Annotated in this window: 14 protein-coding genes; 8 read left to right on the forward strand and 6 right to left on the reverse strand. The window is 71.7% G+C overall.

Translation table 11 applies throughout. The features are described 5' to 3' along the window. The first annotated feature begins 478 nt into the window (after positions 1 to 478). Complete coding sequence (locus tag AC27LF_RS37805) at positions 479 to 1,156, forward strand: response regulator transcription factor (RefSeq protein WP_141311399.1); 678 nt, start codon at positions 479 to 481, stop codon at positions 1,154 to 1,156. A 31-nt stretch (positions 1,157 to 1,187) separates the two neighbouring features. Beyond that, positions 1,188 to 2,459: an ATP-binding protein gene (locus AC27LF_RS37810; protein WP_479661233.1), complete on the forward strand. Its 1,272-nt coding sequence runs from the start codon at positions 1,188 to 1,190 to the stop codon at positions 2,457 to 2,459. Positions 2,460 to 2,550: 91 nt separating this feature from the next. Here the strand turns inward: AC27LF_RS37810 and AC27LF_RS37815 are convergent, their stop codons facing one another. Beyond that, positions 2,551 to 3,054, reverse strand: coding sequence for a GtrA family protein (locus AC27LF_RS37815; protein ID WP_479661232.1), 504 nt, complete (start codon positions 3,052 to 3,054; stop codon positions 2,551 to 2,553). 187 nt (positions 3,055 to 3,241) lie between these two features. Here AC27LF_RS37815 and AC27LF_RS37820 point away from each other — a divergent pair, with 187 nt between their 5' ends. From AC27LF_RS37820 to AC27LF_RS37830, 3 genes are read left to right on the forward strand one after another with little or no spacing between them, the layout of a single operon-like run. After that, positions 3,242 to 4,381: a 5-(carboxyamino)imidazole ribonucleotide synthase gene (locus AC27LF_RS37820; protein ID WP_479661231.1), complete on the forward strand. Its 1,140-nt coding sequence runs from the start codon at positions 3,242 to 3,244 to the stop codon at positions 4,379 to 4,381. Beyond that, a complete protein-coding gene (gene purE / locus AC27LF_RS37825) occupies positions 4,378 to 4,899 on the forward strand; it encodes a 5-(carboxyamino)imidazole ribonucleotide mutase (RefSeq protein WP_479661230.1) in 522 nt (173 codons plus the stop codon). The genes AC27LF_RS37820 and purE overlap by 4 nt, the downstream gene beginning before the upstream one ends. Before the next feature lie 5 nt (positions 4,900 to 4,904). Then, positions 4,905 to 6,083 carry a dipeptidase gene (locus AC27LF_RS37830; RefSeq protein ID WP_479661229.1) on the forward strand — a complete coding sequence of 393 codons (1,179 nt, stop codon included), beginning with the start codon at positions 4,905 to 4,907 and terminating at the stop codon, positions 6,081 to 6,083. A 93-nt stretch (positions 6,084 to 6,176) separates the two neighbouring features. Here the strand turns inward: AC27LF_RS37830 and AC27LF_RS37835 are convergent, their stop codons facing one another. Then, positions 6,177 to 6,545 (reverse strand): VOC family protein, encoded by a 369-nt coding sequence (locus AC27LF_RS37835; protein WP_479661228.1) that lies wholly within the window; start codon positions 6,543 to 6,545, stop codon positions 6,177 to 6,179. Positions 6,546 to 6,635: 90 nt separating this feature from the next. On the opposite strand from AC27LF_RS37835, the gene AC27LF_RS37840 reads away from it, so the two are divergent. Then, positions 6,636 to 7,148 (forward strand): CGNR zinc finger domain-containing protein, encoded by a 513-nt coding sequence (locus tag AC27LF_RS37840; protein WP_479661227.1) that lies wholly within the window; start codon positions 6,636 to 6,638, stop codon positions 7,146 to 7,148. Positions 7,149 to 7,961: 813 nt separating this feature from the next. On the opposite strand, the gene AC27LF_RS37845 is transcribed toward AC27LF_RS37840, so the two are convergent. Beyond that, on the reverse strand, positions 7,962 to 9,305 hold the full coding sequence (locus AC27LF_RS37845; protein ID WP_479661226.1) for a UDP-glucose dehydrogenase family protein: 1,344 nt from the start codon (positions 9,303 to 9,305) through the stop codon (positions 7,962 to 7,964). A 225-nt stretch (positions 9,306 to 9,530) separates the two neighbouring features. Beyond that, the gene (locus tag AC27LF_RS37850) at positions 9,531 to 10,079 is read right to left on the reverse strand and encodes an acyl-CoA thioesterase (RefSeq protein WP_479661225.1); all 549 of its coding nucleotides are present in this window, start codon (positions 10,077 to 10,079) and stop codon (positions 9,531 to 9,533) included. A 119-nt stretch (positions 10,080 to 10,198) separates the two neighbouring features. Here AC27LF_RS37850 and AC27LF_RS37855 point away from each other — a divergent pair, with 119 nt between their 5' ends. Beyond that, positions 10,199 to 11,515 carry an LCP family protein gene (locus AC27LF_RS37855; protein WP_479661224.1) on the forward strand — a complete coding sequence of 439 codons (1,317 nt, stop codon included), beginning with the start codon at positions 10,199 to 10,201 and terminating at the stop codon, positions 11,513 to 11,515. A gap of 359 nt (positions 11,516 to 11,874) precedes the next feature. On the opposite strand, the gene AC27LF_RS37860 is transcribed toward AC27LF_RS37855, so the two are convergent. Together AC27LF_RS37860 and AC27LF_RS37865 are read right to left on the reverse strand one after the other, a co-directional pair. Next, the gene (locus AC27LF_RS37860) at positions 11,875 to 12,237 is read right to left on the reverse strand and encodes a four-helix bundle copper-binding protein (protein WP_479661223.1); all 363 of its coding nucleotides are present in this window, start codon (positions 12,235 to 12,237) and stop codon (positions 11,875 to 11,877) included. Positions 12,238 to 12,451: 214 nt separating this feature from the next. Continuing rightward, the gene (locus AC27LF_RS37865; protein ID WP_479661222.1) at positions 12,452 to 13,963 is read right to left on the reverse strand and encodes an LCP family protein; all 1,512 of its coding nucleotides are present in this window, start codon (positions 13,961 to 13,963) and stop codon (positions 12,452 to 12,454) included. A 128-nt stretch (positions 13,964 to 14,091) separates the two neighbouring features. On the opposite strand from AC27LF_RS37865, the gene AC27LF_RS37870 reads away from it, so the two are divergent. Next, positions 14,092 to 15,120, forward strand: coding sequence for a glycosyltransferase family 2 protein (locus AC27LF_RS37870; protein ID WP_479661221.1), 1,029 nt, complete (start codon positions 14,092 to 14,094; stop codon positions 15,118 to 15,120). Positions 15,121 to 15,149 lie beyond the last annotated feature (29 nt).

The raw sequence follows: 15,149 nt of genomic DNA on the forward strand, positions 1-15,149 counted from the left end.
TCGGGACGCGCGTGGAGCTGGGGTGCGCGCCCGGTGGGGGGCGGCCGGCACCGGCGGACGGGCCGTCCACCCCACACGCCCACGGGGTGTTCCGTCCCGGATCGCGGGGCGGCGGACGGCGACCACCGGGATCCACGTGCCGTGTGCGCGACGACGCGTCCGGGGGTCCGGCCAGAGGTCATTCCTTCGAGGCCGGCGCAGGCCGACCCGCACACAAAAGAGACCTCCGGCGCCGAGTACGCGCCAAAGGTCCCCTGTGCACACAGGCGTTCTCACATCACCATACGGCAGGACAGTGCCGGATATGGAAGGATTTGAGACATGGATCACAGGTGTCGGCGGAACCGGGCGCCCGGTTCCGAAGGTCCCTCCACCATCGCACCTTCCGTACACGGGTTCGTACCGCTGTGACCCAAGGTAAGAATCCCGGGACCCGATCACACCCCAGCACATCGCGTGGGCGGACTACCATCACTCCATGACCCGTGTACTGCTCGCCGAGGACGACGCGTCCATCTCGGAGCCGCTGGCCCGCGCCCTGCGCCGGGAAGGTTACGAGGTCGAGGTGCGCGAGGACGGTCCCACCGCGCTCGACGCCGGAATCCAGGGCGGCGTCGACCTGGTCGTGCTGGACCTGGGCCTGCCCGGCATGGACGGCCTGGAGGTCGCCCGCCGGCTGCGTGCCGAGGGCCACACCGTGCCCATCCTCATCCTGACCGCGCGCGCCGACGAGGTGGACACCGTCGTCGGCCTCGACGCCGGCGCCGACGACTACGTCACCAAGCCCTTCCGTCTCGCCGAACTCCTCGCGCGCGTCCGGGCCCTGCTGCGCCGCGGCGCGGCGGAGCCGCAGCAGCCGCCGGCGACGCACGGTGTACGGATCGACGTCGAGTCGCACCGCGCGTGGATGGGGGACGAGGAACTACAGCTCACCGCGAAGGAGTTCGACCTGCTGCGGGTCCTGGTCCGGGACGCCGGCCGGGTCGTCACCCGTGACCAGTTGATGCGTGAGGTCTGGGACACGACCTGGTGGTCGTCGACCAAGACGCTCGACATGCACATCTCCTGGCTGCGCAAGAAGCTCGGCGACGACGCGGCGAACCCCCGGTACATCGCGACCGTGCGCGGGGTCGGCTTCCGCTTCGAGAAGAGCTGAGCCCCTTCGGGGAGCCACCGGGTAGGAGGACATGCGCCGCCGACTGATCCAGTCCACGCTCGCCGTGGTGCTCGTGGTGATCGCCGTCTTCGGGGTGTCCCTCGTCATCGTCGAGACCCGGACGATCAGCAACAGCGCCCAGGAGCGGGTGGACTCCGAGGCGCTGCGGCTGGCCAGCATCGTGGACAGCCGCATCCTCGGCGCGGAGGACGTCACCGCGGACATACTGCGCAACCAGGTCGGCACGGACCAGTACGCGATCATCCGGATGCCCGACCGGGCGCCGATCACGGTCGGCACCAAGCCCGAGGGCGAGGTCATCCAGTCCAGCGCCGACGGCGAGGAGGGCGAGCGGGTCACCGTCCAGGAGCCCCGCTCGTCGGTCACCCGTGAGGTGGGCCGGACACTGCTGATCATCGGGGCGGTGGCGCTGCTCGCGGTGATCGCCGCGGTGCTGCTCGCGGTGCGCCAGGCCAACCGACTCGCCTCCCCGCTGACCGACCTCGCGGAGACCGCGGAACGGCTCGGCTCCGGCGATCCGCGCCCCCGGCACAAGCGGTACGGGGTGCCCGAGCTGGACCGGGTCGCCGATGTGCTGGACTCCTCGGCGGAGCGCATCGCCCGGATGCTCACCGCCGAGCGGCGGCTGGCCGCCGACGCCTCCCACCAGCTGCGCACCCCGCTGACCGCGCTGTCGATGCGGCTGGAGGAGATCACCCTCACCGACGACCCGGACACGGTGAAGGACGAGGCGAACGTGGCGCTCACCCAGGTGGAACGGCTCACCGACGTGGTGGAGCGGCTGCTGACGAACGCCCGTGACCCGCGTACCGGCTCCGCGGTCAGCTTCGATCTGGACGAGGTCATCCAGCAGCAGCTCGCCGAGTGGCGTCCCGCCTACCGCAGCGCGGGCCGGGCCATCGTCAGCTCGGGCAAGCGGCATCTGCGGGCGGTGGGCACGCCGGGCGCGGTGGCCCAGGTGCTGGCCGCGCTGATCGAGAACTCGCTGATGCACGGGGGCGGCACGGTCGCGCTGCGCACCCGCGTCACCGGCAACCAGGCCGTGGTCGAGGTCACCGACGAGGGGCCCGGGGTGCCGGCCGACCTCGGCGCCCGGATCTTCGAGCGGGCGATCAGCGGACGGAACTCGACCGGGATCGGCCTGGCCGTGGCCCGCGATCTCGCGGAGGCGGACGGCGGACGGCTGGAACTCCTACAGGCCCAGCCGCCGGTGTTCGGCCTGTTCCTGTCCCGCACGCCGCCGCTGAAGAAGCCGGACGGGGAACAGCCAACGGTCCGTTGACGCCCCGCTCGTTCCGGCCGGTTCACGTGGTCTGCCGGCTGCGGCTGCGGGGCGGCCGGTCGCTTCCCCGCGCCCCTGCCGGGGGCGCCGTCTAGGAGATCCGCTGGCGCTGGCGGTCCTTGCCGGTCTCCGTGGCCAGGTACGACTCCGCGCCGACCACCGTCTCGCGGGCGGGCAGGGCCCGGAACACCCAGCTGCGGTAGGACCAGAAGCGGAACAGGGTCGCGACGGCGATGCCGAAGAACTTGAAGACGTTGCTCTGCAGCGGGCTGTCCCAGCCGAACCCGTACGTCGCCGTGTACAGGACGCCGTTCTCGATCACCAGGCCGACCACGCTGAACAGCAGGAACAAGGTGAGTTCCCGGGTGCGGCCGCCCTTGTCGCGGTCCCGGTACGTGAAGTAGCGGAAGCCGATGTAGTTGAAGGCGATCGCGACGACGGTGGCGATGACGCTGGCCCGGACGACGGGCAGCTCCGTGACATGCCGTACGAGGTTGAACACGCCCAGATTGACGAGGAGTCCCGCGCCGCCGACGGCGCCGAACTTGGCGACCTCGTGCACAAGCCTTCGCAGCCCCGAGGAACCCGGTTCCATGGTCGTGCAGGCTCCTGTCCGTAGGTTGCGCCGACCCAGCCATGCTAACCAGCGGCCACCGCTCCCGCCTCCGCATCCGGCCACGGGTCGGCAAGAGAGAGGAAAAGAGATCGGGCGAAATACGGATAAGAGGACGGTCGGGAGGAGCGGAATCCGGTCGTCGTGGCGCGGCCGATACCCTGGGGGCGTGACGTTCCCGGTAGTCGGCATGATCGGCGGGGGCCAGCTCGCTCGTATGACACACGAGGCTGGCATCCCGCTGGGCATCAGATTCAAGCTCCTCAGTGACACCCCTCAGGACTCCGCGGCACAGGTCGTCGGCGATGTCGTCATCGGCGACTACCGCGACCTGGACACGCTGCGCGCGTTCGCGCGGGGCTGCGACGTGATCACCTTCGATCACGAGCATGTGCCCACCGAGCACCTGCGTGCCCTGGAGGCGGACGGCGTGCTTGTCCGCCCGGGCCCTGACGCGCTGGTGCACGCCCAGGACAAGGGGGTGATGCGGGCGAGGCTCGACGCCATCGGCGTGCCGAGCCCACGGCACCGGATCGTGGCCGACCCGCAGGACGTGGCCCGCTTCGCGGCCGAGGGCGACGGGTTCCCGGTCGTCCTGAAAACCGTGCGCGGCGGCTACGACGGCAAGGGCGTGTGGGTCGTCGGGTCCGCCGAGGAGGCCGCCGACCCGTTCCGCGCCGGCGTCCCCGTGCTCGCCGAGGAGAAGGTCGACTACGTCCGCGAGCTGGCCGCGAACGTCGTACGCTCCCCGCACGGCCAGGCCGTCGCCTACCCGGTGGTGGAGTCCCGGCAGGTCGGCGGGGTCTGCGACACGGTGATCGCCCCGGCCCCCGGCCTGGACGAGTCGCTCGCACTGCGGGCCGAGGAGCTGGCGCTGCGCATCGCCAAGGAACTCGGCGTCGTCGGCCACCTCGCCGTCGAACTGTTCCAGACCCGCGACGGCCGTGTCCTCGTCAACGAACTGGCGATGCGCCCGCACAATTCCGGCCACTGGAGCCAGGACGGCGCGATCACGTCGCAGTTCGCCAACCATGTCCGCGCGGTCCTCGACCTCCCGCTCGGCGACCCGCGCCCGCGCGCGAAGTGGACCGTCATGGTCAATGTGCTCGGCGGCGACTACCCCGACATGTACTCGGCGTATCTGCACTGCATGGCCCGGGACCCCCAGCTCAAGATCCATATGTATGGCAAGGACGTGAAGCCCGGCCGCAAGGTGGGGCACGTCAACACCTACGGCGACGACCTGGACGACGTGCTGGAGCGCGCCCGCCACGCAGCCGGCTACCTGAGAGGCACCATCACCGAATGAGCCCTGTTGTTGGCATCGTCATGGGGTCGGACTCCGACTGGCCCGTCATGGAGGCCGCCGCCAAGGCCCTCGCCGAGTTCGAGATCGACTACGAGGTCGACGTCGTCTCCGCGCACCGCATGCCGCGCGAGATGATCGCGTACGGCGAGCAGGCGGCGGAGCGCGGGCTGAAGGTGATCATCGCGGGCGCGGGCGGCGCCGCCCATCTGCCCGGCATGCTCGCCTCGGTCACGCCGCTGCCGGTCGTCGGCGTCCCGGTCCCGCTGAAGCACCTCGACGGCATGGACAGCCTGCTGTCGATCGTGCAGATGCCGGCCGGCGTCCCCGTGGCCACCGTCTCCGTCGGCGGCGCCCGCAACGCCGGCCTCCTCGCGGCCCGCATCCTCGCCGCGCACGACGGTGAACTCCTCGCCCGCATGCGGGACTTCCAGCAGGAGCTGAACGACCAGGCGACCGAGAAGGGCAAACGGCTGCGCGCCAAGGCCGAAGGGTCGAACGGCTTCGGTTTCGGGAAGTGACAGGTATGACCTCACTGGACCGAGCCAGGGCGCTGCTGCGCCAACACCCCGTGGTCGACGGCCACAACGACCTGCCGTGGGCGCTGCGCGAGCAGGTCCGTTACGACCTCGCCGCCCGAGACATCGCCGACCACCAGAACGCGCATCTGCACACCGACCTGCCGCGGCTGCGCGAGGGCGGCGTGGGCGCGCAGTACTGGTCGGTGTACGTCCGCTCGGACCTGCCCGACGCGGTCCCGGCCACCCTCGAACAGATCGACTGCGTACGGCAGTTGCTGGCCCGCTACCCGAAGGACCTGGCGCCCGCGCTGACCGCGGCCGACATGGAGGCGGCGCGCGCGGACGGCCGTATCGCCTCGCTCATGGGCGCGGAGGGCGGCCACTCCATCGGCTGCTCGCTCGGCACCCTGCGCGGCCTGTACGACCTGGGCGTGCGCTATCTGACGCTCACCCACAACGACAACGTGCCGTGGGCGGACTCGGCGACCGACGAGCCGGGCGTCGGCGGTCTGTCGGCCTTCGGCCGCGAGGTCGTAGGGGAGATGAACCGGCTGGGCATGCTCGTCGATCTATCCCATGTGGCGGCGACGACGATGCGGGACGCGCTGGACGCCACGTCCGCGCCGGTGATCTTCTCGCACTCCTCGTCCCGTGCGGTGTGCGACCACCCGCGCAACATCCCCGACGACGTCCTGGAACGGCTGCCCGCGAACGGCGGCATGGCGATGGTGACGTTCGTACCGAAGTTCGTGCTCCAGGCCGCCGTGGACTGGACGGCAGCGGCCGACGACAACATGCGCGCGCACGGCTTCCACCACCTGGACACGACCGAGGAGGCGATGAAGGTCCACCGGGCCTTCGAGGAGGCGCACCCGCGTCCCGTCGCCACGGTGGCCACCGTCGCCGACCATCTGGACCACATGCGTGAGGTCGCGGGCATCGACCACCTCGGCATCGGCGGCGACTACGACGGCACGCCTTTCACACCGGACGGCCTGAACGACGTCTCCGGCTATCCGAACCTGATCGCCGAACTGCTCGACCGCGGCTGGTCCACGTCCGACCTGGCCAAGCTGACCTGGCAGAACGCGGTACGGGTGCTGGGCGCGGCGGAGGACGTGGCCCGCTCGCTCCAGGCGACGCGCGGCCCGTCCAACGCCACGATCGAGTCACTGGACGGCTGACCGCCCGGGCGGGGTGGCGGCCACAGCCGCCCGCCCCGCCCTACGAGGCGACCGAGGCGGCCCGGGGGCACTGGGCCGTACCCCTTCTCCCGGTCAGCAGGCGCACAGGCAGAACGGGTGGCCTGCCGGGTCCGCGTACACCCGCCAGGTGCGCGAGCGGTCCGCCGTGTCGAGTGCGGTCGCGCCCAGGGCGAGGACGCTCTCCTCGGCCGCGTCCAGGTCCTCCACCGTGAGGTCCAGGTGGAACTGCTGGGAGTGGCCGGGCTCCGGCCACTTCGGCGGCACATGCCCGGGCGCCGCCTGGAAGGCCAGCGTCTGCCCGCCGGGCACCTTCACATCCACCCAGTCGGGCTCCTCGGGGTGCGTCTCGACGGTGCCGCCCATCACCTCGGCGTAGAACCCGGCGAGCGCGCGGGGATCGGGACAGTCCAGAACGACGGCGCCCAGCTTGGCGTAGGTCATGACTTTCCTCCTCGATCGCTGGTTACCCCCAGAACGGGGATACGGGTAACCGTTACTGCATGCTCCCGCATGAGGGGTAACGTCGCAAGCATGAGTGAGCGATCGCCCGCACCCGGTGGACTGGCGCTGATCGAGCGCCTGGTCAACACCCTGGACATCGAGTCGGGCGCCGACGCGCTCGACACGGCGGACGGCCGGGCGCGCTTCGCCATCGGCGCCGGGGAACTGCCGGCGGCGCGCGAACTGCGCGAGTCGCTGCGCGCCACCCTGCTCGCCCACGCGGGCCACCCGCCGCACCGCGAGGTGACCCCGCTCGACCGGCTGCTCGCGCACGCGCCGCTGTACCTGTCCGTCGACGACCGGGACGGCACCGCGGCCCTCGTCCCCGCCGCCGACGGCTCCCCGCTGCTCTCCCGGGTCGCCGCCGCCGTCGCCGAGGCGCTGGTGGCCGGCACGTGGCTGCGGCTGAAGGCGTGCGAGGCCGTGACCTGCCACTGGGCGTACTACGACCGCAGTCCCGCGGGCCGCGGCCGCTGGTGCTCGATGCAGGTGTGCGGGGCGCGCGCGAAGATGCGGCGGTACCGGGCCAAGGAGGCGGGATAGCGACGGACCCCGTGCCCCGGCCGCGCCCATCGGTCGGCTGCGGCGCCGTCGTGGCTGGTCGCTCCCCCACGTTCTCGGCGTCGCTCGAACAGGGGGACCCCCAACGCGGCGGAGCCGCATGTCGATACAGCCCCGCGCCCCTTGGGGGAGCAGCCGACCCGGTGCGGCAGAATGCACCAGGACGCCGGTTCGGCCGACTGAGCCTCGGCCGAACCGGCGTCATCCCCACCAGGCGCCGCTCGATCAACCGCGCCCCGAAGGCCCGAGGGGCGGCCTGCTTCGGTACGCCTGGAGGCCCTGCACCGGCGGGCGGGGGCGCCCCGCGTCGTGTCATCGGGCGGGTCCCGCGTTGGAGGGTCCGCCGACGGCCTGGCGCGCCGGGAGGGCCTGCACCGGCGGGCGGGGTGCGGGGCGTGCCGGGTGAGGGCGGCCCTGCGTCGTGCGACCGGCGTGGTTCCGCGAGGCCGCGGTCGGCTCGCACCGTGGCATCCCGCACCGTCAGGGTCACCGCCCGCGTGCCCCGGACCGCCCGCCGACCGCGCACGCGGTGGCGGCCGGTGGCCGGGCGGCGGAGGGGTCGGGGTGGCCTGCGTCGGTGGGGGGTGTGAACCCTGCCGGGGCGAGGGCGGGGCTCCGGCGTGGGGGGCGGGCTTCGCGCGTCCCTGGGCGGCTTGGCATCGTGGGCGTGTCGCAGCGCCTGGGCTTCACCCGGGCCGGCGCGTACCGCCGGGCGGCCATGCGCGTCGTGTCGTAGGGGCCGTCCTCGTGCGCCCCCGGCGTCCCTTAAAGCGCCCGGTCGGGTCGGTTCCCGGGTTATGCGGTGGGGCGGCCCATGGCGCGGTAGGTCCAGCCGGAGCGGCGCCACAGGTCGGGGTTCAGGGCGTTGCGGCCGTCGAGGATCACCTTCGCCGCGGCCACCGCGCCCAGCTCGGCCGGGTCCAGCTCGCGGAACTCCCGCCACTCGGTCAGGTGCAGGACGACGTCCGCGCCGCGCACGGCATCCAGCGCCGAGTCCGCGTAGCCGAGCGTCGGGAAGACCCGGCGGGCGTTGTCCATGCCCTTCGGGTCGTACACCGTCACCTGTCCGCCCTGGAGATGGATCTGGCCCGCCACGTTGAGCGCGGGCGAGTCCCGCACGTCGTCCGAGTCGGGTTTGAAGGCCGCCCCGAGCACCGCGACCCGCTTGCCCAGGAAGGAGCCGCCGCCCAGCGCCTCCCGGGCCATCTCGACCATCTGGCCGCGGCGGCGCATGTTGATGGAGTCGATCTCGCGCAGGAAGGTCAGCGCCTGGTCCGCGCCCAGCTCTCCGGCCCGGGCCATGAACGCCCGGATGTCCTTGGGCAGACAGCCTCCGCCGAAGCCGATCCCGGCGCGCAGGAACTTCTTGCCGATCCGGTCGTCGTAGCCGATGGCCTCGGCGAGCCGGGCCACATCGCCGCCGGCGGCCTCGCACACCTCCGCCATCGCGTTGATGAACGAGATCTTGGTGGCCAGGAAGGAGTTCGCGGAGGTCTTCACCAACTCGGCGGTCGGGAAGTCGGTCACGACGAACGGCGTGCCCTCGCCGACCGGCGCCGCGTACACCTCGCGCAGCAGCTTCTCCGCCCGCTCGCTGCGTACGCCCACCACGATCCGGTCCGGGTGCAGGGTGTCCTCGACGGCGAAGCCCTCCCGTAGGAACTCCGGGTTCCAGGCCAGTTCGGCGTCGGCGCCGGCGGGCGCGTGCGCGGTCAGATAGGCGGCCAGGCGTTCCGCGGAGCCGACGGGCACGGTGGACTTGCCGACGACGAGGGCGGGGCCGGTCAGATGCGGCGCGAGGGAGGCGATCGCCGCGTCGACGTACGACATGTCCGCCGCGTACTCGCCGTGCTTCTGCGGGGTGTTCACACAGACGAAGTGCACATCGCCGAACGCGGCGACCTCGGCCCAGTCCAGGGTGAACCGCAGCCGCCCGGTGGCGCCCTCGATGCCGGCCACGTGTTTGCGCAGCAACTCCCTGAGCCCCGGCTCGTACATCGGGACCTCGCCGCGCTGGAGCAGCGCGATCTTCTCGGGTACGACGTCGAGCCCCAGCACCTCGAAGCCCAGTTCGGCCATGGCCGCGGCGTGCGTGGCGCCGAGATAGCCGGTTCCGATCACGGTGATCTTCAGGCTCATGGGTGCTCCAGGGGGAACGGATGCGATGCGAGGCCGAGCATAGCCGGGGGCTTTCGGCGCCCTGCGGCGGGCAATGTGCCCGCTGTCGGCAAGCTCACGTGGGCGCCGGGCGGGCGGCTCCCTGACATCTCGGTCACCCAACGGTGATCAGCGCCGTCACCGCGTCGGCGCCCCTGCGGCCGCGGAGCGTGAGAGACCGTGACCGGCCCCGCCCGCGGGCGGTGTTCAGTCGTCGAACCCCTCCGCCGCCCGCTTCTCGCGCAGTTCCCGGATCGCCCGGCGGCGGGCGAGGCGGTGGGTGCGGCGGATCTGGGCCTCCTGGTAGCGGCGGCGGTCCCGGTCGGTCTCCGGGAGCACCGGCGGCACCCGGCGGGGCCTGCCGTCCGCGTCCACCGCGGCGAACACCAGGTAGGCGGAGCCGACCTGGGTGGCCGGGGCCGACTCGTTCCAGCGTTCCGCGAGGACCCGCACACCGATCTCCATCGAGGTCCGCCCGGTCCAGTTGACCTGCGCCTTCACATGGACCAGATCGCCGACGCGGACCGGTTCGAGGAACGCCATCTCGTCCATGGAGGCGGTCACGGCGGGACCCCCGCTGTGCCGGCCGGCCACCGCGCCCGCCGCGTCGTCGACCAGCTTCATGATCACTCCGCCGTGCACCGTGCCCAGCAGGTTGGTGTCGCCGTGGGTCATGATGTGGCTGAGCGTGGTGCGGGACGCCGACGTGGGCTTGCCTGGAATGTCGGATTCCGCTGTGCGGGCCTGGTCTGTCATGGCCTCCACCATATGCCGAGCCGGCGTCTGCGGAATTTGTGTCAGGTTGGCAACAGCGGCGCTCTTATTTTCCGACGGCCCTTGTAAGCCATACAGCCCTGCCCTGCACACTGGGGCGCATGAATGATTGGCCCGAGGGATGGTCCGACGAGAACCGCGGAAGCCGCTACGGACGCGGCAGCGCCGGCGCGCAGCCTGAGGGCGCCCGCGTGATGCGCCAGGTACGGCGCGGCCAGGCGACCCCGCCAGGACAGCGCGGATACGGCGGCCCCGGCCCGTCGGCGCCGCCGCACGGCCAGGTCCCGCAGCAGCCGACGTACACCGACGGCCAGGGCTACGACGACTACGGCGACCCGCACGGCTACGACAGCGGCTACAACACCGGACAGGTCTACGGCAGGCCCGGCGGCGACGGTCCGGGCGGGCCCGCCGGACCGGACCCCCGCGGGCCGCGGCCCGCGCCGAACTGGCGGCGCCGGATCAAGTGGACCGCGATCACCGTGGTCGGCGTCCTCGTCGTCACCACCGTCGCGACCTACTTCTGGGCCGACTCCAAGCTGAACCGGGACGTCGACCTCTCGAAGGTCATCGAACGGCCGGAGGCGGGCGAGGGCACCAACTACCTGATCGTCGGCTCCGACAGCCGCAAGGGCATGTCGGACGAGGAGAAGAAGAAGCTGCACACCGGCTCCGCCGAGGGACAGCGCACCGACTCGATGATGATCCTGCACGTCGGCGGCAACGGCGACACGCTGATCTCACTGCCCCGCGACTCGGACGTGGAGATCCCGAGCTACAAGGGTTCGACGTCCGGCAAGGTCTACCAGGGCACGGGGCGGCACACGAAGCTCAACGCGGCCTACGCGGAGGACGGGCCGACCCTGCTGGTCCGCGCGGTCGAGTTCAACACCGGTCTGCACATCGACCACTACGTGGAGATAGGCTTCGCCGGCTTCGCGAACATCGTGGACGCGGTCGGCGGCGTCGACATCACCATCGACAAGGGCTTCAAGGACAAGTACTCGGGCGCCGACTTCAAGGCGGGCAAGCAGACGCTGAACGGCGAGCAGGCGCTGGCCTTCGTGCGCACCCGGCACGCCTTCGCCGCCTCCGACCTCCAACGCACCAAGAACCAGCAGAAGTTCCTGTCGGCCCTTGCCCACCAGGTGGCGACGCCGTCCACGGTCCTCAACCCGTTCAAGCTGTACCCGACGCTGGGTGCGGGCCTGGACTCGCTGACCGTCGACAAGGACATGAGCCTGTGGAACCTGGCGTCCATGTTCTGGGCGATGAAGGGCGTCAGCGGTGGCGACGGCACCTCGATGAACATGCCGATCTCCGGTTCCACCGGGGGGAACCTGGTCTGGGACAAGGCCAAGGTCAAGACGCTGGTGAACGAACTGAACAACGACGAGAAGGTCACCGTCACGGGTTAGCTCCGCTGGTTTGGCCGTGGTGCGTCGTCGTTCGGGTGCGGCGGCGTTGTGGCTGGGCGTGGTGGGTTGTTGTTCGGGTGCGGCTCCCGTTGTGGCTGGGCGCGCAGTTCCCCGCGCCCCTTTGGGGCGCTGGCCAGCCGGTGTTGGTCTGGTTGGGGGTGAGGGGTGTGGTGGGTTGTCGTTCGGGTGCGGCTTCCGTTGTGGCTGGGCGCGCAGTTCCCCGCGCCCCTTTGGGGGCTGCTGTTGTCGTTCGGGTGCGGCGCTGGGGGCGGCCGCGCGGCGGAGCCGCATGTTGATACAGCCCCGCGCGCCTTTGGGGCGTGTTGGTGAGGGCACCCTGGGGGGTGCCCTCTGTGGGGTCAGGTTCGGGTGGTTGCCATGGCTCGGCAGGTCTCCGCGCAGCGGCGGCACGCCTCGGCGCAGCGTTGCATCTGGGCGTCGTCCGGCATGGCCATACACGCCTCCGCGCACATGTCGCACGCCATCGCGCACATCCGGCACATCTCCGCGGACATCGGCGAGCGCCGCATCATCATGTCCGCGCACATCCGGGTCATCTCCGAGCAGTCCATGAGCGCGCGCATGATCTGCATCTGGGCCTGGCCGCCCATCGACAGGCAGGAGCTCATCGTCTCCTCGCACACGCTGTGGCAGCTCATGCACGCCTGGATGCAGTCCTGCATCTGCTGGGTCATGGCCGGCATGGTTCCGGGCTGGGTCATGGCTCCTCCACGGGGAACGAAGGGGGCCCGACGGGCCCCTGTGCTTCCGTCCTACTCCGCTCGGCCATGTCCCGCCATCCGGCGACCGCCGAGCAGTGAAGTGCGCCGCGGCCCGACAGTGCCCCCAAAGGGGCGCGGGGAACTGCGCGACCAGCCACGACGCCGCCGCACCCGACAACGACGCCCCACGGCCAGACCAGCGGAGCGGACCCGCTCAGAAGGACGCCTTGTCCTTGCCGGGGCACAGCACCTCGTCGCCGCGCACCGCACCCGGCCGGGCCTGCGCGGGCGGCGGCGCCTTCACCTTGTGCACCTCGTGGAAGTCCGCCCCCGCGATCACCCTGAGCACCGGCCCCTGGTCCGGCACCGACCGCAGCTCGCTGCCGGGCAGCGCCGCCGCCACCGACCGGGCCGAGCGGTCCCAGCGCGGGTCGTAGACGACCACCGTGCGCCGCACCTCACGCTCCGACGAGGTCACCGGCCGCCCGGTGGTGGCGAAGCCGGTCGCGGCGAGGGCCGCGTCCACCCGCTTGCCGAGCCCCTCCGTACCGGTGCCGTTCTCCACCTGCACCCGGATCTGCTGCGGCGCCACGTCCACCGGCACGGACGGGGCCTGCGTCGGCCGCCGCTCCACGGTGAGCGGCTTGTCCTCGCGCAGCGACCGGAACAGCTGCTCCGCCCGGACCCGGTCCCACTTCAGGGTCGACCCGATGCCCTTGACCGGGAACGCCATCTGCCCGATCGGCACGGTGGTGAACTCGGAGGAGGCGGGGGAGAAGGTGCGCATCGCGCGGCCCAGGTCGAGCAGTTCGTCCGTGCCGAAACCGGTGTCCGCCCGGACCGAGCCCAGCACCGCCCGTGTCACGTCCCGGAACCTCATCGGGTTCAGCAGCACCCCTGAGGAGGTCGCCCGCTCGATCAGCGCCGCCAGGAACCGCTGCTGGCGCTGCATCCGGCCGAGGTCGCTGGCCCCGTCGACATGCCGCGAACGGACGTACTGCAGCGCCTCGCCGCCCATCAGCGTATGGGTGCCGGGCGCGAGGTCGAGACCGGTGAACGAGTCCTTCAGCGGTGTCGTGGTGCAGATCCGCACCCCGCCGACCACGTCGACCGTCTTCATGAAACTGGTGAAGTCGACCTCCAGATAGTGGTCGATCTTCACATGGGTCATGTGCTCCACCGTGCGCACGGTCAGCTGCGGCCCGCCCTCCGCGTAGGCCGCGTTGAGCTTCAGCGGATGCGGTCCGTGGCGTGCCCCGGTGGTCTCGTCGACGTGCTCGGGCACCTCGGCGTACGAGTCACGCGGCAGGCTCACCACGGTGGCCCGCTCCCGGTCCTCCGAGATGTGCACGATCATGATCGTGTCGGTGCAGTGGCACGGCGCCCCGCCCAGCCGGAACCGCCGCCGCTGCTCCTCGCTGATCTTGTCCCGGCCGTCGGTGCCGACCAGCAGGACGTTCGTGCCGTGCCCGCCGCTCGGCCGGTTCTTCATGTCCCGGAACGGATCCACCCGGGCGATGTCCGCGTCCAGGCTGCTGACCACCGCGTGCCCGATCCCGGCCGAGGCGAGCACCACCACGGACAGCGTCGTCACCGCCCGCATGGCCCAGCGGGGCCGCTTCTGGCGCACGGGCCGCACCGGCCGCGCGGGCGGCCGCTGCGCACGACGGGGCGGCTGCGGTCGGCGCTGCGGCCGGGCAGCGGGCCGGGACGGGCTGGCGGACAAGGGGACACCTCCGGACGACGGCCGTACGTGGGATCCGGGAGCACCGTAGGCCCATACGATCTCCAGCCCGCGTCAGCGCCCCGGCGGCGCGCACCCGTGTCCCCCATTCGCGGTAACGTGAGCCCCCTATGAACGCCAAGCCCGACGTGCGGCTCCCCGCAGTTTCTGTGATCATGCCCGTCCTCGACGAGGAGCGGCATCTGCGCGGCGCCGTCCAAGCGATCCTCGCGCAGGAGTACGCCGGCGAGATGGAGGTCGTGATCGCCCTCGGTCCGTCCACGGACCGCACGGACGAGATCGCCGCCGAGCTGGTCCGCGACGACCCGCGCGTGCACACCGTCCCGAACCCGACCGGCCGCACGCCGGCCGCCCTCAACGCCGCGATCAAGGCGTCCCGCCATCCGATCGTGGTACGTGTCGACGGGCACGGCATGCTCTCGCCGAACTACATCGCGACCGCCGTACGGCTCCTGGAGGAGACCGGCGCGCAGAACGTCGGCGGCATCATGCACGCCGAGGGCGAGAACGACTGGGAGCGGGCCGTCGCCGCCGCGATGACCTCGAAGATCGGCGTCGGCAACGCCGCCTTCCACACCGGCGGCGAGGCCGGCCCGGCGGAGACCGTCTACCTGGGTGTCTTCCGCCGCGAGGCACTGGAGCAACAGGGCGGCTACAACGAGGAGTTCATCCGCGCCCAGGACTGGGAGCTGAACTTCCGCATCCGCGAGGCCGGCGGGCAGATCTGGTTCTCGCCCGAGCTGAAGGTGTCCTACCGCCCCCGCCCGTCGGTGCGTGCCCTCGCCAAGCAGTACAAGGACTACGGCCGTTGGCGGCATGTCGTGGCCCGCTACCACGAGGGCTCCATCAACGTGCGCTATCTGGCCCCGCCGACGGCGGTGTGCGCGATAGCGGCGGGTCTCGTGGTGGGCGCGGTCCTCACCCCCTGGGCCTTTGTGATCCCCGGCGGCTATCTGGCGGCGATCGTCGCCGGCTCGGTGCCCGCGGGCAAGGGCCTGCCGCCGGCGGCCCGGCTGCGCATCCCCGTGGCCCTCGCCACCATGCACATGTCCTGGGGCTGGGGCTTTTTGACCAGCCCGCGCTCCCTGGCCCGGCGGGTCATCGCCTCCCGCCGCCCGGCGGTGCTGAACTCCCGCTGAACCGACCGGACTTCGCCCGAACGCGGACG

This window comes from Streptomyces diversicolor (assembly GCF_057537855.1).